The sequence below is a fragment of the Kitasatospora sp. NPDC049285 genome, from assembly GCF_040678815.1.
Lineage (GTDB): Bacteria > Actinomycetota > Actinomycetes > Streptomycetales > Streptomycetaceae > Kitasatospora.
On record NZ_JBFAQR010000048.1, the window covers coordinates 1 to 19,100 of the forward strand.

Genomic DNA, 19,100 nt, shown 5'->3' on the forward strand with positions numbered 1-19,100 from the left:
CCCTCCCGATCGGTGGTGGCATCGTCCGCGAAGCGACGGTCACCGGTCGCATCGGGCACGTACTTCACACAGACAACGATCCTCAAGCTCACGGCACCTCGTCCTTTCACGCCGGAGGGAACTGAGTACCCCCACTAGACCACACTCCGTGCCACAGATCCACTCCCTCGGGAAGTGAGAGGGGACTCAGTGTCGCCGTGGAGGGAACTGAGTGTCAGGCGATCGGGGTGGGGCGGAGCTCGGCGGCCCAGCGCAGGGAGTACCAGGAGAGCACGGCGAGCAGCGCGGCGCTGGGGAGTTCGGCCAGGTAGGCGAGGGCCTCGGCGGTGCGGAAGGCCTCGCCGCGGTGGGCCGACCAGAGGTCGAAGAAGGCGTCCATGGCGAGCAGGACGGCGGTGGCGGAGGCGATCGGGCTGGTGGCGCGGTGGCGGCGGCGGATCAGCGCGGCGAGCAGCACGAGTGCGGAGGCCTCCAGGACGTCCAGCCAGATCCAGGAGTTGGAGAGGTTGCGGGCGCCGAAGTGGCCCTTGACGTTGAGGCCGAGGTCGACGATCCAGGGCAGGAGCAGGACTGCGGCGACGCGGAGGGCGATCGGCAGTCGGCGCAGGATGGCGTCCTCGTGGTTGGCGAGCGTCTTGCGGAGATCGGGCACGCGGTGATCCTAGGGCGCGCGGGCATTGGTCCAGCGGATGGACAAAATCGGCGGGGCCGCCGGAGGGTTCCGGCGGCCCCGCGGGAGTGACGGCGGGTCAGGCCCGGCGGTGCAGGCGGAGGGTGGAGTCGTGGTGCGGGCGGGCGTCCGGGTCGTCCACCGGGTGGCCGGGCAGGTCGTGGCGGGCGTGCTCCTCGGCGCGGACGACCGTCCAGCCGTCGGGCGCGAGGTGCAGCTCGGCGAGCATCTCCTCCGGGGTGGGGAAGTGCATGTCCGCGTGCTTGTGGCCGGCGGGGAAGGCGGCGTGGCTGACGATCAGCAGGGTGCCGTCGGGGGCGACCGCGTCCGCGGCGCGGCGCAGCACCCGCTCGCGCGGGAACTCGGCGGGGGAGTGCAGGAACTGCGCGGAGACCAGGTCGAAGCGCCCCGCGGGGAAGGCGTGCGAGAGGTCGACGCGCTGCCAGGTGATCCGGTCGGCGACGCCCTCGGCGGCGGCCCGGGCGGCGGCCCGGTCGAGCGCGACCTGGGAGATGTCGACCGCGGTGACCTGCCAGCCCTGCCGGGCCAGCCAGATCGCGTCGCCGCCCTCGCCGCAGCCCAGGTCCAGCGCGTGGCCCGGCTTGAGGTCGGTGGCCTCGTGGACCAGCGCGCCGTTCGGGCGGCCACTCCAGATCTGCTCGCTCTCGCCGTACCGGTTGTCCCAGAAGTCGACCGCCTCCACCGCGCGGCGGGTCTCCTCGGCGACCAGGTCGGCGTTGATCGCCGCCGCGGCGCGCAGCCCGTCTGCGGCGGCGACCGCGACCTGCGCGGCCGGGTCGGTGAGGTTGCCGGCCGCCCAGACGCCCTCCGCCGCGGTGCGGCCCATCGGGTCGACGGTGGCCAGGCGGGTGGCGAACTTCACGCCGTCGAAAGCGAGTTCACTCGTCTCCAGGCCGAGGTCGGCGAGGAACGGGGCCCGCACGGCCAGCTCGGTGCCGACCGCGAGCGTCTCGCACCCGACGGTCGAGCCGTCGGCCAACCGGACGCCGGTCAGGGCGTCGGAGTCGTCCTCCGGGAGCAGGGCGGCGACGGTGCCCGTGACCACGGTGACGTTGCGGGCGGCCAGTTCGCGGGACTGCGCCTCGGTGGGCGGCGCCGCGGTGTGCAGCAGCAGGGTGACGTCGTCGGTCCACTGCCGCCACAGCAGCGCCTGGTGGACGGCGACCGGGGTGTGGGTGGCGAGCACCGCGATCCGTCGGTCGCGGACCTCCCAGCCGTGGCAGTACGGGCAGTGCACGATCTGCCGGCCGAAGCGCTCGGCGACGCCGGGGACCTCGGGCAGCCCGTCGGTGATGCCGGTGGTCAGCAGCAGCCGCCGGGCCAGTACGGCGGTCCCGTCGGCGAGTTCGGCCCGGAACCCGCCGTCGGGGCGGCGGCTGATCGAGCGGACCTCGCCGTCGTGGAACTCGCCGCCGTAGGAGGCGACCTCGGCGCGACCGCGGGACAGCAGCTCGGCGGGCGGCATGCCCTCGCGGCCCAGCAGGCCGTGGATGCCCTCGGCCGGGGCGTTGCGCGGCTGCCCGGAGTCGACGACGAGGACGGTGCGGCGGGCGCGGGCCAGCGTGAGGGCGCCGCTCAGGCCGGCCGGGCCGCCGCCCACGACCAGCACGTCGTAGTGGCGGGTGGCGGGGGAGTGGCTGTGCGAGGAGGTCATGGTTCGATGGTGCGACGCCTTCGCCGGATTGACAAACAATGTTGCTGGGATGGCAAATGGAAGGGGGTGGCGGATGAGCGGAGAGGAGTGTCGCGGATGGGCGGCGAGGACGACTTCGAGGCGGTGCTGACGGCCGTCGGACCGCGGCTGCGGGCGATCCGCACGAGTCGCGGGACGACCCTGGCGCAGCTGAGCGAGGAGACCGGGATCTCGGTCAGCACGCTGTCCCGGCTGGAGGCCGGACAGCGCCGGCCGACCCTGGAACTGCTGCTGCCGCTGGCCCGGGCGCACGGCGTGGCGCTGGACGAACTGGTCGACGCCCCGCCGACGGGCGACCCGCGGGTGCGGCTGCGCCCGTTCGTCCGGCACGGGTGGACCTACCTGCCGCTGGCGCGAAGCATGGGCGGAATGCAGGCGTACAAGCTGATCGTCCCGCCGGGTGAGACGGAGAAGCGGGAGCAGCGCACCCACGAGGGCTACGAGTGGCTCTACGTGCTGGCCGGGCAGCTGCGGCTGCGGCTCGGGGAGTACGACGTGGTGCTGAAGGCCGGCGAGGCGGCGGAGTTCGACACCCGGACGCCGCACGTGTTCGAGAACGCCGGGTCGACGCCGGTGGAGTTCCTGAGCCTGTTCGGTCCGCAGGGCGAGCGGGTGCACGTCCGGGCGCGGACCACCTCGGCCGGTGAGCGGTCCGAGAAGTAGAACTGACGATCCATCGGGACTGTTGACGGGCGGCCGGGAGCGCCGCGCCGGCGGGTGGGCCGGCGCGGCGCCCGATCGGGGCGGGGTGGGCGTCAGTTGACGACGACCGCCGGGCTGCCGGCCTGTGAGGTGTCGGCGACCGGGCCGTACGCGGCCGAGAAGTTGACGCTGGCGAAGCAGATGCTCGGGCCGGCGACCTTGGTGAGGGTCTGGTTGGTCAGGGTGATGTTCTGCGCGGTGTTGGAGGCGTTGCCGTTCAGGTTTGCCGCCGCCTGGAAGGTGCAGGTGGCCGTTCCCGCAAGGGTGTTGAGGACGGCGGTGGCCTTGATCGGGCCCGCCGCGGTGGGGCTGAGGGTGACCGGCAGGCCGGCGGCGTCGGAGATGCTGAGCGTGTAGGGCAGGTTGTTCATCGTCAGGCTCTTCACGCTGATGACGCCGATCACGTTGGCGGTGCAGCTGCCGAAGGTGAGGCTGGAGACCGAACCGGACGCGGTGCCGGGGGCGGTGGGGTTGCTGGTGACGGTCCCGGAGATGCTGGAGGCGGCGCACTTGACGCCGGTGGTGGTGCCGGGGTTGTACATGGTCGCCTGGGTGCCGCTGACCAGGTTGGCGGCGAGCGAGTCGCCGACCGCGACGGCGGTGCTGGAGCTGGTGGTCAGCACCGGGGTGGCTGCGGACGCGGGCACGGCGGGCAGGGCGACGAACGCGGCGGCGGCCAGGGCGGCGCCGAGGTACAGGGGCTTGCGCACGAGTGGTTCCTTCCGGTGGGTGGGGCATCCGGTGGGTGGGGGCGGCCCGGGCACGGGTGTCCGGGCGGGTTCCGCGGGTGCGGAGGCCGGGCCCGCCCGCCCGGCGGGCGGTGACGGGCACGGGGTCGGTGGGGCACCCGGCCGCGCGTCGAGGCGAAGCGAAGCGACGCGGGGCGGGGTGCCGGTGGGGGCGGGGCGCCGGTGGGGGCGGGGCGCGGGGCGGCTCGGTGCGTGGCGCGGTGCGGGCCGGGCCGGGTGGGGCCGGGTGGGGCCGGGTCAGTGGGCGGCGCTGGCGTCCAGGGCGGCGGTGAGGTCGGCGAGGTCGGTGTCCAGCGCGAAGGAGGCGTTGGTCTGCTGGAAGCTCACCGCGTCCTTGCCGGGGCCGGCGGGCAGGCCCATGGTCCAGTCGATGATCTGGTTGAGTGAGCCGAGCAGACCGCAGCCGTTCGCGCCGGGAACCGCGAAGGCGTTGTCGACCAGGCTCGCGGCGGTCTCCGAAATGGTCAGCGCGCCATGGCCGTTGGGGTCGGCGGTGTAGTCGAGGGTGCCGGGGTCGCCGGTCATCGGCGGCACCGGAGCGGGCGGCGTGGTGGCTCCGGTGGTGGGGGAGAGGAGCAGCGGGGAGCTGTCCGAGCCGACGTAGCAGTGCGGGCCGAACAGCGCGTTGTAGAGGTGGAGTTTGATCGGCAGGCGGAACACCGGATACGGCTCGCCGGTGGCCAGCGGGGTGAAGTCCGTGACCTGGCCCGCCAGTTCGACCTGGGCGAAGACGCTGGTCAGGCCCGGCAGGAAGTTCACCAGCCCGGGGATGGTGATCTGCACCAGCGGTGCGCTGAGCAGCGGCGCGCCGGTCGGCGGGACGACGGTGTACCGGTTCGCGGTGCTGCCGTCCGGAAAGTCCACCTGCGGAGCGGACTTGTCCCAGTAGAAGCCGAACTGCAGCCTGATCGGCGCGTCGAAGGGCACCGCGGTGCCGCCGATGGTGAACCGGCCGGCGTTGGTGACCGACACCAGGCAGCCCACCTGGAGGTTCTCCGGGTTGCGCATGGCCGGCGCGTCGAGCGGGCAGTTGCCCATGCCGGTGTACGGTGCGCCCGGCGTCCGGGGTTGCGCGGCCGCGTGGGCGGGGGTGCCGGCGGCGAGCAGCGCGGCGGTGGTCAGGGCGGCCAGAGCGGGCAGAACTCGCTGGCGGGAGCCGGTGGTCGAGCGTCCCTGGCGGTCGTGCGCGGTGCGGCGGAACCGGGTGGCTGAGCGCATGGCGAAGGGGCTCCTCACAGCAAGGGGGACGGGAGCGTGCCGAGCGGTGCGTCAGGGGGTGAGCGGATCGCTCGACGCCACGAGCGAGCAGGCCGGGTCCGCACGACGACTGCCACCGCGCGTCGGGACCGGCTGGTCCACCGAACCGGGAGACCGGAGACGTCTCCGCCCTGAGAAACAGCCGCCCGCAAGGCGGCGGAAAGGCCCCGGGGAGCGCGCACCGAGACGGCGCCGCGACGACCGGGGACCTGTCAAGGTTCTAGGCCCGGCCCGGAGGCAGCGTCAAGCGGGCCGGCGGAAGTTGGCACGCGGATGAGTGGTAGTGGTGTCGGAGATATGGCCAACTGCCAATTTAGTCACAGAAGTTGACTGTATGTCAGATGTGTTGGAATGGTGCGCGAAGTATTGACCGCCCCTGTACCCCGGGGTAACTTCCAATCTGCTCGGCTGTTATGAGAAAGATCGTCAACTGCCCTGCCAGGCGCGCAGGTTGGCGACCACCGTTCACGCCAGAACCTCGGGCCGCCGAGCCGCAGATCCCCACCCACCCCCTGGAGCTGCACCATGGCCAACCCCGCAGAACAGCCCACACCCACCACACCGGCCGCACCCGCCCCCACCGGGCGCGGCCGGGTGCGGCTGCGCCGCGCCGCCCTGATGGCGATACCGGCCTGCGTCGCGGCCGGCGCACTGGTGACCCTCACCGCGCAGAACGTCCTGGCCACCCAGTTCTCCATCTCCGGCATGGCCTTCGAGGTCACCGCCGACCGGCTGGACGGCAAGGGCTTCGAACAGTTCGGCACCCTCGACAACATGATCGAGAACAGCCCCAACGCCGGCGACACCGGCGGGCAGCTGTTCCTGGTCCGGACCGTCGTCAAGACCGCCGACCTCACCAACCTCTGTCAGAGCGTCAACCTCGGCGGCATCAACCTGCTGATCACCGCGGGCGACAGGGGCACCCCCGTCCACGCCGAGAACCTCACCACCGACTCCGACCTGATGAGCGGCGACGCCGAGTTCCACGGCCTGGAGGTCGGCCGCGACGCCTCCACCTTCGACAAGGGTGAAGTCCCGGGCCCGCCCGGCATGTTCGGCCAGCAGGGCGACACCGTCGCGGTCGACCACTTCCGCCAGCAGAACTACGCCACCACCGCCGGCACCTTCCGCCTGCCCAACATGCACCTCAGCTTCAGCGCCGATGGCTGCTGACCCCGAGGAGCGCCCGGCCGCCACGCAGGAGACCCCACCGCCGGCCCCGCCCCGGGGTCTGCGGGGCTGGATGGGCAGACGGCCGTTCTGGGGCGGCCTGCTGGTCACCCTCGCCGGCGTGGAGATCCTGCTCACCGAATGGGCGCCGATGCACATGGTGCTGCGGATCGGCCTGCGCGGACTGGCCGGCTACGCCGTGCCGGCGCTCATCCTGCTCTGCGGCCTGCTGCTGATCTTCCACCCTGTACAGCGGGTCTTCTACTCGCTGCTCGCCGTGCTGGCCACCCTCGGCAGCTGGATCACCTCCAACCTGGGCGGGTTCTTCATCGGCCTGCTGCTCGGCCTGGTCGGCAGCAGCCTCGCCTTCGGCTGGCTCCCCGACCAGCCGCGGCGCCGCCGTCTGCTGCGGCGTGGCCGCGAACGGCGGACGACCGAGCCGGGACTGACCGGGGCGACTCCGGTCTAGGGCGAGTCCTTCGGACCACGTCGGATCGGTGGGCGTCGGTGGGGTGCGTGCCCCTGCGGTGGCCGCGCGGCGTGATCCGAAGGACGTGCCCGAGGCCGGGGGGCGGGTCGGGGGAGCGTGGGCCCCTCGCCCGCGTGCGGAGCCCGTGGCCCCCGCGTACCGAGCGGGCGGGGGTCGCGGGCACCGCGATGCCTGTCGGCGGTGGGCACTGCCGCTGCACGCCGGGGGTGTTGAGGCAACGGAGCGTGCAGGCCGGGGGTGTTGAGGCAACGGAGCGTGTGGATCTGGGCGTCGGCTGTGGGTGTGCTTGGCGGTGTGTCAGGGGAGGGAACGGTAGCGGGAGAGCAGTTCGGCCTCCGCGTCGTGCAGGTAGCGGGTGAGCGCCTCGGCGGCGTCCGGCTTGGCCTGCGGGCCGCGTTCGAGCAGTGCGAGGATCTCCCGGTTGCGGACCAGGAAGCGCCGGTGGAAGTCGTCCAGGTCGGGCATCACGTGGAAGACCAGCCGCAGTTCGGTCAGCACCCGCAGCACCAGCTCGTCCGCCCGGGCGCTGCCCGCGAGGGCCGTGACCGCCAGGTGGAAGTGGACGTTGGCGGTGCCCAGTGCCCGCCCGTCGGCTCCGCGTGCGGCCTCCCCTTCGGCCACCGCCGCGACGACCCGGTTCAGCCGGGACGGCGTCCCGTCGAACTCGCGGATCGCGGACGGCTCGATCAGGCGCCGCACCCGGTACAGGTCGGCCAGCTCCTCGGCGGACGGCCGGCGGACGTACACGCCGCGGTTGTGCTCGTGGATGAGCAGCCGTTCGTGGGTGAGGATGCGCAGCGCCTCGCGCAGCGTGTTCCGGGAGACCTGGAGCCGGGTGCAGAGCTCCTCCTCGGACAGCCTCGACCCCGGCGGGTAGGCCCCTTCGGCCAGCAGCGTGCGCAGCTCGCGCACGCTCCACTCGGTCAGGCTGGTCGGTCGCGCGGTGGCGCGAGCCGCGCCGAACTCCGGTGCGGCGGACGGTATGTGAGCGGTCATCGTGGTGCTCCCCCGGGCAGTGGCGATGGCGGTCACGAGGCCGTCGAAGGGTGGGCGGGCAGCCTCGTCCCGTCATGATGCCGCAGCGCGGCGGAGGAGTGAATGACGAAGGGAATGTCCGCGCGGAGGGATGTCGGAATGTAGGACGATTGGTAGCGTGGAGGGCGGCGGGAGCAACCGGCTGACGGTGCGTCAGGGAGTGCGGCGCGGATTGGGGCGGCGTGGTGCGAGTGCTGCGGTGCGGGAGCGATGCCGTGCTGGTGGAGGTGGCCGATCTCCCGGAGGTGGAGCGGTTGCACGCCGCGCTGCGGGTCGCCCCGCCGCCCGGGCTGGTGGAGTTGGTCCCGGCGGCGCGGACGGTGCTGGTGCGCTTCGACCCGGCGGCGGGCGGCTGGGAGCGGGTCCGGCGGGCCATCGAGACGCTGCCGGTGGCGGACGCCGCCGAGGCCGGGACGGTCGGGGAGACGGTGGTGGTCCCCGTGCGCTACGACGGGCCGGACCTCGCGGAGGTCGCCGAGCTGACCGGGCTGACGGTGGGTGAGGTGGTCGCCCGGCACACCGCCGCCCGGTACCGGGTGGCCTTCTGTGGCTTCGCGCCCGGTTTCGCGTATCTGACCGGCATCGACCCCGTGCTGAGGGTGCCGCGACGCGCCGAGCCGCGCACCCGGGTGCCCGCCGGGTCGGTGGCCGTCGCGGACGAGTTCACCGGCGTCTACCCGCGTGAATCACCGGGCGGATGGCGGCTGTTGGGCTCCACCGAGCTGGTCCTGTGGGACGTGCACGCGGATCCGCCGAGCCGGTTGCGGCCGGGCGTCGGCGTCCGGTTCGTCGAGCTGCGATGAGGTGGGGTGCGATGAGGTGGGGTGCGGAGAGATGGGGCGCGGCGAGGTGTGGTGCGGTGGGCTGGGGTGTCGCGGGACGGGCTGTGGTGAGGGGCGTGCGGGGGTGAGCGGTGTCGATGGCCGGTGAGGTGCTGGTGGTGCGGGCCGGGTACGGGGCGACCGTGCAGGACCTGGGGCGGGACGGGTTGGCCGCGCTGGGTGTCGGACGTTCCGGCGCCGCCGACCGGGACGCGCTGCGGCTGGCCAACCGGTTGGTCGGGAACGCGGAGGGCGCGGCCGGGATCGAGGCGCCGATGGGCGGCGTGGAGCTGGAGTTCGGACGGGCGGCGACCGTCGCGCTGACCGGCGCCGCATGTCCCGCGTGGGTGGGCGAGCGGGCGGTGGCGATGTCCGGTCCCGTGGCGGTCGGTGCCGGGCAGCGGCTGCGGCTGGGTGTGCCGAGTGCCGGACTGCGGGTGTACGTGGCGGTGCGCGGCGGCATCGACGTGCCGCCGGTGCTCGGGTCGCGGGCCACCGACACCATCGCCGGGCTCGGACCGGCGCGCCTGACGGTCGGTCAGCGCCTGCCGCTCGGCGCGGCGGTGACCGGCTGGCCGCTGGTCGACGAGGCGCCGCAGCGGTCCCGTCCGGCGGAGCCCGTGCTGCGGATCGTCCCCGGGCCGCGGGACGACTGGTTCACCGCGGACGCCTTCGCGGCGCTCGTGTCGCAGCCTTACGTTGTAAGTGCGGAGAGCGACCGGGTCGGCATGCGGCTGGCCGGACCGGTGCTGGCACGCGCCCGGGCCGGGGAGTTGCCCTCGGAGGGAATGGTCGGCGGAGCGCTCCAGGTGCCGCCGTCCGGGCAGCCGATCCTGTTCCTGGCCGACCATCCGGTGACCGGCGGGTACCCCGTGATCGCGGTGGTGTGGCGGGAGGACCTGGGGACGGCGGCGCAGCTGCGGCCCGGGGAGACGGTGCGGTTCCGGGTGGGGTGAGCACGCGGCGGCGGGGGATTCCGTGAGCTGCGCGGCTCGGTGGCGTTCGCGGTGGGGATCGGGAAGACTCGCGCGCATGGTCTTGGTACTGCAGAACGTGGCGATCGACTGTGCGGACGCCTACGAACTGGCCCGGTTCTGGGCCGAGGTGACCGGCCGTCCGGTGGATCCGGACGCCAGGCCGGGTGACCCGGAGACGCAGGTGCTGCTGGCGGAGGGCCCGGTGCTGTACTTCAACCAGGTGCCCGAGCCCAAGACGGTGAAGAACCGGGTCCACGTCTGCCTGCGCCCGGAGACCTCGCGCGACCGGGAAGTGGACCGACTACTGAACATCGGCGCCTCCCTGGTCGCCGACCGCCGGAACCCCGACGGCTCGGGCTGGGTGGTCCTCGCCGATCCCGAGGGCAACGAGTTCTGTGTGCTGCGCAGCGACTCCGACCGCGCGGCGGCGGGTTCCTGACGGCGGGTCGGCCGGGCGGGGCGCATGGTGCCGCCGTCATTCCTCCGGGAGTTCCACGATCACCAGGGTGCCCCGGCTGCCCGGGCCGACCGCGTGCGTGGTGCCCGCCGGGACGATGAACAGTTCTCCTGCCTGCACCGGCACCGGAGCGCCGTCCACCACCAGCTCGAGTCGGCCGTCGAGCACCAGGAGTGCCTCGGCGGCGGCGTGGCTCTCCTCCGCCAGCGGCATCTCGTCCATGCGCAGGACCTTCACGCAGGCCGCGCCCACTCGGCCGAGTGGCAGTGAACTCCACGCTTCCGGAAGTCCGGTCGCCGTCTCCGGCAGGTTGACCACGGTCATGGCGCACGCCTCCTCCCGGACCCGGTCGGTCCAGCCGAACGGGCCCGCGTCGCAGGATCAAGGGATGCCTTGGAAACTACCTGAACGGGAAGGGCGATTGGTCGACCGTTCGGCAAAGACTGCGGACGCGGCCCGCCCTGGGGGGGGGCAGGGCGGGCCGGGGCGGTCGGGTCAGACGGTTTCGAGCTGCCATTCCTGGCTGGTCGCGCCGCCGGCGGGCTGTTGTACGGCCTGGGCGCCGTCGGAGGTGGAGGAGTCGGCCACGTCGAGGTAGAGGCCGCTGGAGATGTTGGCCAGCTTGTAGGAGCCCGCGGTCGAGGCGGGGACCAGGTTCCACCACTGGTTGGGGCTGTGGGTGTCGGTCCACTGGTCCAGCGGCTGGGCCGGGGTGGTGGAGGCGCCGGGGTCGTCGAGGACCTTTCCGCTGTTGACGTTCGAGAGGCGGAACGAGCCGTCGTAGCCGGGCAGGAGCCGCCACAGCTGGTTGGTGCCGCCGGTACGGGGCCACTGGATGACCGGGGCGCCGTCCCACGTCGCGGTGCCCGAGACGTCCAGGACCTTGCCGCTGTTGCGGTTGACCAGGCGGTAGGTGCCGGCGAGCGTGCCGACGGTGATCGTAATGCGGGTGCCGGCGGTCAGGGTCACCTTCCGGGCATGGGCACCGAGCGGGGAGGGGGCGACGGTCGCGGTGGTGGAGATCGAGGTGATCCCGCGGCGGCAGATGAAGGTGACGACCTGGGTGACGTCGGAGGTGAGGACGACGGTGGCGGTGCGGGCCGCGGTGTCCCAGGTGAGGCTTTCGATCCGGGTGCGGCCGCGGCCCAGCACGCCCTTGATGGTTCCCTTGACGAGCTGGTCGGGCAGGGCCGGCAGGAGCTCCACGACACCCGGGCGGGTGTAGAGGAGGGACTCGGCGAGAACGGCGGGGAGGGTGTTCGCGGCGTCGCAGTTGTAGGTGGTCAGTTCGGGGTTGTGGGAGGTCATCAGCGAGCGCCACACCATGTTGCTGCCGAGGATCTTCCTGATGTTGTCGTAGACGCCGGCGCCGTCCTTGAGCCGGGCCCTGGCCAGCGCCCGGTGCAGGCTGCCGTGTGCCGAGTAGTTCTCGTCGCCGCGCAGGTCCAGGGCGCGGCCGGCGGTGCGGACCAGGTCGGGCCGGTCCTCCGGGTTGATCTCGTGCAACGGCCAGGCGCCGTACAGGTGGTGGACGTGGCGGTGGTTGTAGCGGTCGGTGAGGCCGGGCCAGGACCACTCGGCGAGCGCGCCGTCGCCGTTGACGGTGTAGTCGGGCAGCTGGGCCAGCAGTGCGCTCCAGCGGGCGACGCCCTGCCCGCTGCCCTGTTCGGTGTTCAGCGTGTTGGCGGCGTCGATGGCGGCCTGGAGGGCGTGCCGACCGGCCATGATGTCGCCGGTGGCGTTGACGGACAGCATCTGCCCGGTGGAGGAGGGGGAGTTCTCCATCGAGAAGGACGGGACGAAGATCCGCTTCCCGTTGCCGTCGGTGCGGGTCAGGAAGTCCTCGTAGAACAGGGCGAGTTCCATCAGGGCCGGGCCGAGCTTGTCGCGCAGGAAGGCGGCGTCGCCGGTGACCTGGTAGTACTCCAGGAGCGGGAACAGCAGCCAGTCCGCGCCACCGGTCCAGCACTCGCCGGGGAAGTCGCCGTTGTTGAAGTGCAGCATGTGGCCGCGCTCGCCGTCGGTGCGGGTGGGGGCGAGGAAACCGCGGGCCCCGTAGATCTTGGCGGCGTTGTCGCGCCAGTCGGCGAGCTGCCCGAGGACCAGGTCGAAGTAGCCCTGCATGGCGGTGCCGTGGCTGAGGATGTTGCCGCCGGCGACCTGGAGGTTGACGTTGGCGTCGGTGGTGATGTCGTCCGCCCAGGCGCCCGTCCAGGAACCGGACCAGATGCCGGTCAGGCGCGGGGGGAGCACGCCGCTGGAACTGACGAACAGGTAGCGCCCCGAGTCGTACATCCGCTCCAGCAGGGCGAGGTCGACGACCGACCGGTTGGCGTTCTGACGTGTGGTCAGTTCGCCGGTGGAGAGCCGGCGGTCCGCCGCGGACACGTTGAGGTCGAGGCTGGAGCCGTCGAACATCGCCTGGTGCAGCGGGGTGTGACGGCCCAGGAGGGTGGTGTAGTCGGCGCTCAGCGCGGCGAGCGCCGTCTGCAGCGGCTTGGCGTTCCAGCCGCCGGCCAGGTCGTAGCGGCCCAGCTTGGTGAGCAGCAGCACCTTGGTGGCCTTGGCGACGACCAGCGTGGATCCGGTCGCGGTGACCGTGGCCCTGGTCCCGGTGGCCACCACCCGGGTGACGCCTTCGTAGCCGTAGGCCCCCAGACCGGCGGGGTAGGTGCCGCGCAGGTCGAGGTAGCCCTCCCGGCCGCTCGCGGTGGCGGTCGTGGTGTAGGCGACGCCGGCGGGCACCCCGTCGAGGGCGGTGTTGACGCTGAGCGTGGTGTCGACGGTGCGGCCGGTTGCCGGGAGCAGCTCGTGGACGATGACCTGGTCGGCCCGGGAGGTGAAGGCGTGGCGCTTCCACGTCCCGGCGCTGTCGGTCCAGGTGTGGGTGACCTCGCCGGTGCGGAAGTCGGTGATCCGGGCGTAGTTGTCGGTGGTGGTCATGCCCGGGGTGGCGAGCTGCAGTTCGTAGCCGGGGTGGAAGGTCTGGGTCCACCGCAGGGTCCAGTCCGAGGCGAAGGTGGTCGCCGCACCGCCGTAGTCGCCGGCCAGGGCCATGCTCTGGGCCTGCGCGAGCTGGGGGGAGATTCGCGGCGGATCGACGTCCCGGGTGCCGTTGGGCAGCACGAACCGGTGGTGGTTGACGATCATCTTCTCCAGCGTCGGCGCTCCGTGCAGCACTGCGCCGTACTCCCCGTTGCCGGTGAGGAAGCCGTCGGTCCACGCCCCTGCGGGGGTGGTGTCGTAGATGCCGCGCTGCGGCAGGGTGACCTGTGGTGGCACGGCGGCCGAGGCCCTGGACGGGGCGAGGCCGCCGGGCAGCATCACCGCGCCGGCGGTCAGCGCGGCCGCGCCGAGCAGGTTTCTGCGGCCCAGGGGCAAGGGGGGCAGGGTCATGGCGATGGCTCCGTTCGCCGGGCATGGGGTGGGTGGGGGCGATCTGGTCCGGGGCCGTGCCGGGGTGGCGGCGCAAGGGCGGCGGCGCAAGGGCGGCGGCGATCGGGACCGGTGGCATGGCGGACCGACTGGGTGGGAGTGCGCCGGCGGCGGGGTGGCGGCGGCGTCCGGTCTGCCGTGTGCGGTTGACGTTGATTCATGTTTGATCAAACGTGCGGTTGAGGGAGAGTCTCCGAGGTCGAGCGCGAGCCTGTCAAGGCTTGCGACAGGGGTGCCATGCAGGAAGCCTCGCTGCGTGGTTGTCGATCGCGGACCGCTCCATCGCCCACGAGACTCCAGGTGGACTCGGCCATCCACGCTGGTGAAGCTGGCGAATCCGCACCCGCCGCGCGCATGGCTGGGCGACGTCCACTGTGTGCGCGCGTCGCCGGCCGGGCTGTCTCGGTGCTGGCGTGCGGTGAGAGCTGGGGATGTTTCCTTGCGTTCGCACATGTTAACTAGTGTTGAATCAACATTGCTGGCTGCTAGCCGAGGGTGACGGTGTGGGCCCAGGGCGGGGGGAGGGCGTCGTCTTCGGCGGGGTGGGGGCGGGGGCGGGGGAAGAGGCCGATGACGGTGCGGCATGGAGGCCGGTGGGTGGGCCAGGGGGTCTGGCCGTCGGTGAGGGCGACGATGACGTCGGGGCGGGTGCGGAGGGCGGCGGTGAATCCGGTGCGCAGGTCGGTGCCGCCGCCGCCGAGGAGGGGCAACTGTTCGGTGTGGCAGAGGCGTTGGACGGATTGGGGCGGCGGCGTCGCAGGAGACGACGGTGACCAGGTCGCGGCGTCCGCCGACCGCGCGGCCGATCGCCGCGATCTCCAACAGCGCGGCGCCCAGCTCCGCGTCGCTGACCGAGCCGGACGTGTCGACCACCACCGCGACCCGGGGCGGACGGCGGCGCAACGCGGGCAGCACCACGCCGGGCAGGCCCGCCGCGCGGCGGGCCGGGCGTCCGTACGTGTAGTCGCCGCCGGCCCCCGCCGACGCGGCCGCCGAGCGTACGGCCGCGCCGAGCAACTCCCGCCAGGGCTGCGGCGGGTGGAAGACCTGCTCGGCCCAGCGGCGCCAGCCCTCCGGGGCGTCGCCCGGCCGGCCGCCGATGCCCTCGGCGACCCGGAAGCGGACCAGGTCGCGCTCGTGTGCGCGCAGACCGTGCGCGCCGTCCGGGCCCAGCTCCCAGGAGCGCTCCAGGCCGTCCGCGCCGCTGCCGCACTCCAGCCACACCAGGTCGTCCAGGTCGGGGCCGAGGGAGAACCAGCGCAGGTAGTCCTCCATCAGGTGGTCCGCCGGCAGCTTGAGCCGCTCCGGGGTGACCGCGCCGGACGGGTGGACCAGACCGTCGCCGAACGCGTCGTCGTTGATCTCGCAGTCCGCCGCGATGTTCACCCGCAGCCGCTCCCGACGGCCGGTCAGACCACGGGTGCGCATCACCCGGTCGCCGCGGGCCGCGTGGTCGCGCAGCAGGTGCGAGACCTCGTGCACCCAGACCGAGGCCAGCTCCTCCTCCGGCAGATCCGCGACGAACGCCGGCGACACGTAGCAGCGCCAGTGCCGGTCCACCGCCATGGTCGGCACCCGGTCGGACTCCACCACGTGCAGTGCGAACAGCGCCGTCGCCAGGTACGGGCGGGCCCGGGCGGCGTGCAGCCGGGCCGCGTACAACTTGTCCACGTCCAGCGCCGTCATCGCGCACCCGCCGCGGCCGTGGTGCGGGCGACCGAGCGGTCCGCGCGACCCGACAGGGCCACCGCACCGGCCAACTCCTCGATCGACGACGGGACTTCCCAGTCGGCCTGCCGCAGCGAGGCCAGCGTCGTGGCCGGCACCACCAGCAGGTCCGGCGCGCCGTCCGCCAACGCCCGGACCAGCAGCGCCCAGGCGGCGTCCCAGCGCTCCCGGTCGGGCCGGCGGCGCACCGCCGCGACCACCGCGTCCAGGGCGGCCTGCCGCAGGTCGCCGCGCTGCGGCAGCTCGGCGGCGGACGGGTCGGCGAGCAGCAGCTCCGGATCGGGCAGGTCCAACCGGTCGATGGTGGCCAGCAGTTCGAGCCCCGGGCCGTCCCCGACGGTGCCCCGCACCAGCAGCGACAGCACCTCGCGGTCGGCCCCGGCCGCCGAGCCGAAGGCCAGCAGCCGCACCGTCATCTCCCAACTGCGGGGCGACGGCCAGGCCCTGCCGCGCCGCGCCTCGTTCGACGGCAGCCGGTGCACCAGCTCCGGCCGGACCGTCAGCAGACCGGTCACCGCCCGGCGCGCGAACTCCACCGCCGCAGGCAGCCGTTCGGGCTCCAACGCCGGGAGCTCGGCCCGCGGCCACACGCCGCCCAGGCCGCGCACCACCACGTCCGCGTCGTGCACCCAGTCGAGGTGGACGAAGCGGTTGGCCAGCGGCGCGCTCAGCTCCCAGCCGTCCGCCGCCGAGGCCCGCGGGTTGGCCGCCGCCACGATCCGTACGCCGGGCGGGAGTTGCAGGGCGCCGACGCGACGCTCCAGGACCAACCGGAGCAGCGCCGCCTGAACGGCCGGCGGCGCGGTGGAGAGCTCGTCGAGGAACAGCAGACCGCGCCCCTGCCGGGCCAGCCGCACGGCCCAGTCCGGCGGCGCCATCGGCACGCCCTGCACGGCCGGGTCGTCGCCGAGCAGCGGCAGGCCGGAGAAGTCGCTGGGCTCGTGGACGCTGGCGATCACCGTGGTGAGCGGCAGGTCGAGTTCGGCGGCCAGCTGGGTGAGCGCGGAGGTCTTGCCCACGCCTGGCTCCCCCCAGAGCAGGACCGGGAGGTCGGCGGCGACGGCGAGGGTGAGCGCTTCGAGCTGCCGGTCCTGGCGCGGTTCGGTGGTGGTGGCCTGGAGGAGGGCCAACAGGTCGTCAGCGAGGGCGAGTTGGTTGTTCACGGGCATGTTCGCAGGCACCTTCGCAGGCATGGTCACAGGCATGTTCGCAGGCATGGGTGATCACCGTGGGAGAGAGGGGGGCGGGGGAGATGGGTCGGCGCGCCGGGTGCCCCGGGGTCAGCGGAGGGGCATGGCGTGGCGCGCGCGGTGGCGGTCTCGGCTGCCCGGCCGGGTGAGACGGCGGTTGGGCCGGGTGTCCGGAGCGCTCGGCGCCGGGGTGGAGCAGCTCAGGCCCGCGCGGTAGAGGCCGTGGTCGATGCGGCGCAGGGTGTCCGCGGCGAGCGCGTCGGCCAGCGGGCCCTCGCGGGACGGCCCGGCGGCGCCGAGCAGCCGGTGCACGGCGGTCAGGGCGCCGACCCGGTCGCCGTGGTCGAGGCGGAGGCGGATGGCGTCCAGGTCCTCGGGTCTGCGGTGCGCCCGGTCGATCGCCTGGAGGCACGGCACCGGGGTCCCGGAGAGCGCCATCAGCAGTTCCTCGCGCCGGAGTTGGACCGGGTCGTGGTCCAGCGCGGTGAGCACGCCGTCGACCACGGCGATCCGGTGCCGGGCGCCGCGGCAGTCGATCAGCAGCGGCGCGTCCGCCTCGCTCCGGACGGGCTCCGGCGGGCGGTAGCCCGGGGCCAGGGCGGCCGCGACCAGCGGGTGCAGCCGGTCGGGGTCGACCCGGCCGGCGCGGAGCAGCGCCACGTCCGGCGGCAGCCGGGTCGCGGCGTCCGGGAGGAGGGGATGGCCCACCGTCGAGGCGAGCGGGCCGGTGGCGCCGTCGGCCGAGAGCAGCAGGTGTCGGCGGTGGGAGAGACGGACCGCGACAGGGGTGTCCGGTGGCAGCCCGTCCGCGGTGCGCAGCAGCGCCGCCTCGGCCGCCCACCGTTCCAGCGGTGCCGTCAACGTCCCTGATCTGAGGCCGAGTTCGGCGTACCGGCGGGCGTCCCAGAGATGGCGGTGCAGGTCGAGGCGGAACCGCCGGTCCGGGTGCGGATGCGGGTGCCGCCTGGCCGCCGGGTCGGTGAGGGTGCCGTCCCAGAGCGCCAGCTCGACGCGCTGGCCGCCCTCCGCCCAGGCCGGCGCCGTGCGCGCGACCAGGTGGAGCGGGCCGGGACCGGCGGCCGGGTAGCGGGCCAGGGTGAGCGTCAGGCCGGGGCGCAGCAGCCCGTCCGGGGCGACCCGTGGCAGGTGCCAGCGCAGCAGGTCCGGAGCGAGGTGTCGCAGGTCCGAGCGGATCTGCCGGACGGTCTCCCGTCCGTGCGTCCGGGCGACGGCGCGCAGGTCGACCTCGGGGTCGAACCCGGCGGCGGCGCACGCTCCGCCCCAGTCGCCGAGCTCACGGCGGGCGGTGGCGTTCTCGATCATGGCCGGGGGTACGGCGAACTCGCGTACGCGGGGCCAGAAGCTGATACGGGCAGTCCCGTTCGCGCTGGAAGTGTGCATCAGGCATCACTTCGGGCGGACGAGACCTCCATTCCATGGCTAGTCATCGCCGGGGAGCCTAGCGGGCCCGGGCGGCGCTGTCAGCCGGGTTTTTCGCCGCGGCTCGCTGCGCGGGTGGGTTTCGGGCAGGGCCGGGCATAGGGTGGCAGACAGGGGCGAGGAGGTGCCGTGATGGCGTTGCGGGTGTGGCGGGGACCGGTGGAGGCGCTGCGGGTCAGGATTCTGCGGGAGATCAACTCCACCGTCCACGGGGCGGATCTGCACCTGGAGCGGTACGACCGCCCGGCCGGCGACCCGGGCCTGTTCGGGCCGCGGAGCGTGGTGTGGCAGGTGCACGGACACCCCGCCGGGATGCTGGTCGGCGGATTCGCCGCGCTGATGCTGCAGTCGCTCCACCCGGTGGCGATGCGCGCGGTCGCCGACCACTCCGACTTCCGCACCGACCCGACCGGCCGCCTGCACCGCACCGCCCGGTTCGTCGCCACCACCACGCTCGGCTCGACCGCGGCCGCCGACGAGGCCGTGGCGGCGGTGCGCCGGATCCACGTCTTCGTGCGCGGGGAGACGGAGGACGGTCGGACGTACCGCGCGGACGACCCGGAGCTGCTGCGGTGGGTGCACACCGCGGAGGTGGCCTGCTTCCTGACGGGCTATCAGGTCTTCGCGGGGAGAAGTAGGTTGAGCGATGCCGAGTGTGACCGGTACTTCGCGGAGGTGGCGCGGATCGGCGAGCGTCTCGGGGCCACCGGGGTGCCGCGCTCACGTGCCGAGGTCGGCGCGTACTTCGCCGTGGTGCGCGGCGAGTTGGGCGTGACCGGGCCGGCGCTGGAGGTGGTGCGACTGCTGCGAGGCTTCGGGCGCAGCAGGCGCGAGCGGACCGCAGTGCGGGTGCTCACCAATGCGGCGATCGGACTGCTGCCCGGGTGGGCGCGGCGCGAGCTCGGCATCGAACGTCCGTGGGTGGTACGGCGGTTGTGGGACCGGCCGGTGGCCAGGCTGCTCGGTGCGGTGATGGTGTGGGCCTGCGGGCTGTCACCGATCCGCGCGGCGGCCGAGGCCCGGGCGGCGAACCGTGAGGGCGCCGCGGCGGGTGGGGGGACGGCGGGCGACGCGGCGGCGACGGCCACGGGCGAGGGGGTCGCGGGCGAGGGGTCGGTGGGCCACGTGGCGACGACGGCCAAGGGCGAGGGGGTCGCGGGCGAGGGGTCGGCCGGCGAGGCGGGGAAGCGGATCGCGGGCGGCTGACGGGGAGGGTGGCGGGGCCGGGTTGCCGGGGGGTGTGCGTACGGCGGGGGCTGCTCGGG

The 19,100-nt window shown here is 73.7% G+C and carries 16 protein-coding genes and 2 pseudogenes; 7 read left to right on the forward strand and 11 right to left on the reverse strand.

Annotated features, from left to right (window positions below):
- The 3 genes and pseudogenes from AB0K51_RS25485 to AB0K51_RS25495 form a co-directional block, all read right to left on the reverse strand.
- Nucleotides 1-92 (reverse strand): annotated as a pseudogene (locus AB0K51_RS25485) (electron transfer flavoprotein subunit beta); the annotation flags it as partial.
- Nucleotides 93-214: 122 nt separating this feature from the next.
- Nucleotides 215-652, reverse strand: coding sequence for a hypothetical protein (locus AB0K51_RS25490; protein ID WP_363459358.1), 438 nt, complete (start codon nt 650-652; stop codon nt 215-217).
- Nucleotides 653-749: 97 nt separating this feature from the next.
- Nucleotides 750-2,345, reverse strand: coding sequence for an FAD-dependent oxidoreductase (locus tag AB0K51_RS25495; RefSeq protein WP_363459360.1), 1,596 nt, complete (start codon nt 2,343-2,345; stop codon nt 750-752).
- 96 nt (nt 2,346-2,441) lie between these two features.
- On the opposite strand from AB0K51_RS25495, the gene AB0K51_RS25500 reads away from it, so the two are divergent.
- Nucleotides 2,442-3,047, forward strand: coding sequence for an XRE family transcriptional regulator (locus tag AB0K51_RS25500; RefSeq protein ID WP_363459361.1), 606 nt, complete (start codon nt 2,442-2,444; stop codon nt 3,045-3,047).
- 92 nt (nt 3,048-3,139) lie between these two features.
- Here AB0K51_RS25500 and AB0K51_RS25505 read toward each other — a convergent pair whose 3' ends face one another.
- Both AB0K51_RS25505 and AB0K51_RS25510 read right to left on the reverse strand, forming a co-directional pair.
- Nucleotides 3,140-3,796: a Tat pathway signal sequence domain protein gene (locus AB0K51_RS25505; protein ID WP_363459362.1), complete on the reverse strand. Its 657-nt coding sequence runs from the start codon at nt 3,794-3,796 to the stop codon at nt 3,140-3,142.
- A 276-nt stretch (nt 3,797-4,072) separates the two neighbouring features.
- Nucleotides 4,073-5,053, reverse strand: coding sequence for a hypothetical protein (locus tag AB0K51_RS25510; RefSeq protein ID WP_363459364.1), 981 nt, complete (start codon nt 5,051-5,053; stop codon nt 4,073-4,075).
- A gap of 564 nt (nt 5,054-5,617) precedes the next feature.
- Between AB0K51_RS25510 and AB0K51_RS25515 the strand changes: the two genes are divergently transcribed.
- Complete coding sequence (locus AB0K51_RS25515; RefSeq protein ID WP_363459365.1) at nt 5,618-6,265, forward strand: DUF6230 family protein; 648 nt, start codon at nt 5,618-5,620, stop codon at nt 6,263-6,265.
- A gap of 70 nt (nt 6,266-6,335) precedes the next feature.
- Entirely contained in the window at nt 6,336-6,731 is a 396-nt protein-coding gene (locus AB0K51_RS25520; protein WP_363459432.1) for a DUF6114 domain-containing protein, read from the forward strand.
- Nucleotides 6,732-7,049: 318 nt separating this feature from the next.
- Here AB0K51_RS25520 and AB0K51_RS25525 read toward each other — a convergent pair whose 3' ends face one another.
- The gene (locus AB0K51_RS25525) at nt 7,050-7,748 is read right to left on the reverse strand and encodes a GntR family transcriptional regulator (protein WP_363459367.1); all 699 of its coding nucleotides are present in this window, start codon (nt 7,746-7,748) and stop codon (nt 7,050-7,052) included.
- 233 nt (nt 7,749-7,981) lie between these two features.
- Here AB0K51_RS25525 and AB0K51_RS25530 point away from each other — a divergent pair, with 233 nt between their 5' ends.
- From AB0K51_RS25530 to AB0K51_RS25540, 3 genes are all read left to right on the forward strand, one after another.
- Complete coding sequence (locus AB0K51_RS25530) at nt 7,982-8,590, forward strand: allophanate hydrolase subunit 1 (RefSeq protein ID WP_363459433.1); 609 nt, start codon at nt 7,982-7,984, stop codon at nt 8,588-8,590.
- 116 nt (nt 8,591-8,706) lie between these two features.
- On the forward strand, nt 8,707-9,564 hold the full coding sequence (locus tag AB0K51_RS25535; RefSeq protein ID WP_363459368.1) for a biotin-dependent carboxyltransferase family protein: 858 nt from the start codon (nt 8,707-8,709) through the stop codon (nt 9,562-9,564).
- Nucleotides 9,565-9,640: 76 nt separating this feature from the next.
- Nucleotides 9,641-10,024, forward strand: coding sequence for a VOC family protein (locus AB0K51_RS25540; protein WP_363459370.1), 384 nt, complete (start codon nt 9,641-9,643; stop codon nt 10,022-10,024).
- 36 nt (nt 10,025-10,060) lie between these two features.
- On the opposite strand, the gene AB0K51_RS25545 is transcribed toward AB0K51_RS25540, so the two are convergent.
- The 5 genes and pseudogenes from AB0K51_RS25545 to AB0K51_RS25565 form a co-directional block, all read right to left on the reverse strand.
- Entirely contained in the window at nt 10,061-10,366 is a 306-nt protein-coding gene (locus tag AB0K51_RS25545; RefSeq protein WP_363459372.1) for a cupin domain-containing protein, read from the reverse strand.
- 171 nt (nt 10,367-10,537) lie between these two features.
- Nucleotides 10,538-13,438, reverse strand: a complete 2,901-nt coding sequence (locus tag AB0K51_RS25550) for an RICIN domain-containing protein (protein WP_363459374.1) — start codon at nt 13,436-13,438, stop codon at nt 10,538-10,540.
- 590 nt (nt 13,439-14,028) lie between these two features.
- Nucleotides 14,029-15,163: pseudogene (locus AB0K51_RS25555) on the reverse strand (VWA-like domain-containing protein); the annotation flags it as partial.
- Nucleotides 15,160-16,374 carry a MoxR family ATPase gene (locus AB0K51_RS25560; RefSeq protein WP_363459375.1) on the reverse strand — a complete coding sequence of 405 codons (1,215 nt, stop codon included), beginning with the start codon at nt 16,372-16,374 and terminating at the stop codon, nt 15,160-15,162. The pseudogene AB0K51_RS25555 and the gene AB0K51_RS25560, both read right to left, overlap by 4 nt.
- A 111-nt stretch (nt 16,375-16,485) precedes the next feature.
- Nucleotides 16,486-17,796 carry a hypothetical protein gene (locus AB0K51_RS25565; RefSeq protein ID WP_363459377.1) on the reverse strand — a complete coding sequence of 437 codons (1,311 nt, stop codon included), beginning with the start codon at nt 17,794-17,796 and terminating at the stop codon, nt 16,486-16,488.
- Between the two features lie 171 nt (nt 17,797-17,967).
- Between AB0K51_RS25565 and AB0K51_RS25570 the strand changes: the two genes are divergently transcribed.
- Entirely contained in the window at nt 17,968-19,041 is a 1,074-nt protein-coding gene (locus tag AB0K51_RS25570) for an oxygenase MpaB family protein (RefSeq protein ID WP_363459378.1), read from the forward strand.
- Nucleotides 19,042-19,100: the final 59 nt, after the last annotated feature.

What these genes read in the sequence shown, in the direction of transcription:
- AB0K51_RS25495 (WP_363459360.1), bottom strand. Translation starts at nt 2,345, where the DNA reads ATGACCTCCTCGCACAGCCACTCCCCCGCCACCCGCCACTACGACGTG.
- AB0K51_RS25500 (WP_363459361.1), top strand. Translation starts at nt 2,442, where the DNA reads ATGGGCGGCGAGGACGACTTCGAGGCGGTGCTGACGGCCGTCGGACCG.
- AB0K51_RS25510 (WP_363459364.1), bottom strand. Translation starts at nt 5,053, where the DNA reads ATGCGCTCAGCCACCCGGTTCCGCCGCACCGCGCACGACCGCCAGGGA.
- AB0K51_RS25515 (WP_363459365.1), top strand. Translation starts at nt 5,618, where the DNA reads ATGGCCAACCCCGCAGAACAGCCCACACCCACCACACCGGCCGCACCC.
- AB0K51_RS25520 (WP_363459432.1), top strand. Translation starts at nt 6,336, where the DNA reads ATGGGCAGACGGCCGTTCTGGGGCGGCCTGCTGGTCACCCTCGCCGGC.
- AB0K51_RS25525 (WP_363459367.1), bottom strand. Translation starts at nt 7,748, where the DNA reads ATGACCGCTCACATACCGTCCGCCGCACCGGAGTTCGGCGCGGCTCGC.
- AB0K51_RS25535 (WP_363459368.1), top strand. Translation starts at nt 8,707, where the DNA reads ATGGCCGGTGAGGTGCTGGTGGTGCGGGCCGGGTACGGGGCGACCGTG.
- AB0K51_RS25540 (WP_363459370.1), top strand. Translation starts at nt 9,641, where the DNA reads ATGGTCTTGGTACTGCAGAACGTGGCGATCGACTGTGCGGACGCCTAC.
- AB0K51_RS25545 (WP_363459372.1), bottom strand. Translation starts at nt 10,366, where the DNA reads ATGACCGTGGTCAACCTGCCGGAGACGGCGACCGGACTTCCGGAAGCG.
- AB0K51_RS25550 (WP_363459374.1), bottom strand. Translation starts at nt 13,438, where the DNA reads ATGACCCTGCCCCCCTTGCCCCTGGGCCGCAGAAACCTGCTCGGCGCG.
- AB0K51_RS25560 (WP_363459375.1), bottom strand. Translation starts at nt 16,374, where the DNA reads ATGCCCGTGAACAACCAACTCGCCCTCGCTGACGACCTGTTGGCCCTC.
- AB0K51_RS25565 (WP_363459377.1), bottom strand. Translation starts at nt 17,796, where the DNA reads ATGCACACTTCCAGCGCGAACGGGACTGCCCGTATCAGCTTCTGGCCC.
- AB0K51_RS25570 (WP_363459378.1), top strand. Translation starts at nt 17,968, where the DNA reads ATGGCGTTGCGGGTGTGGCGGGGACCGGTGGAGGCGCTGCGGGTCAGG.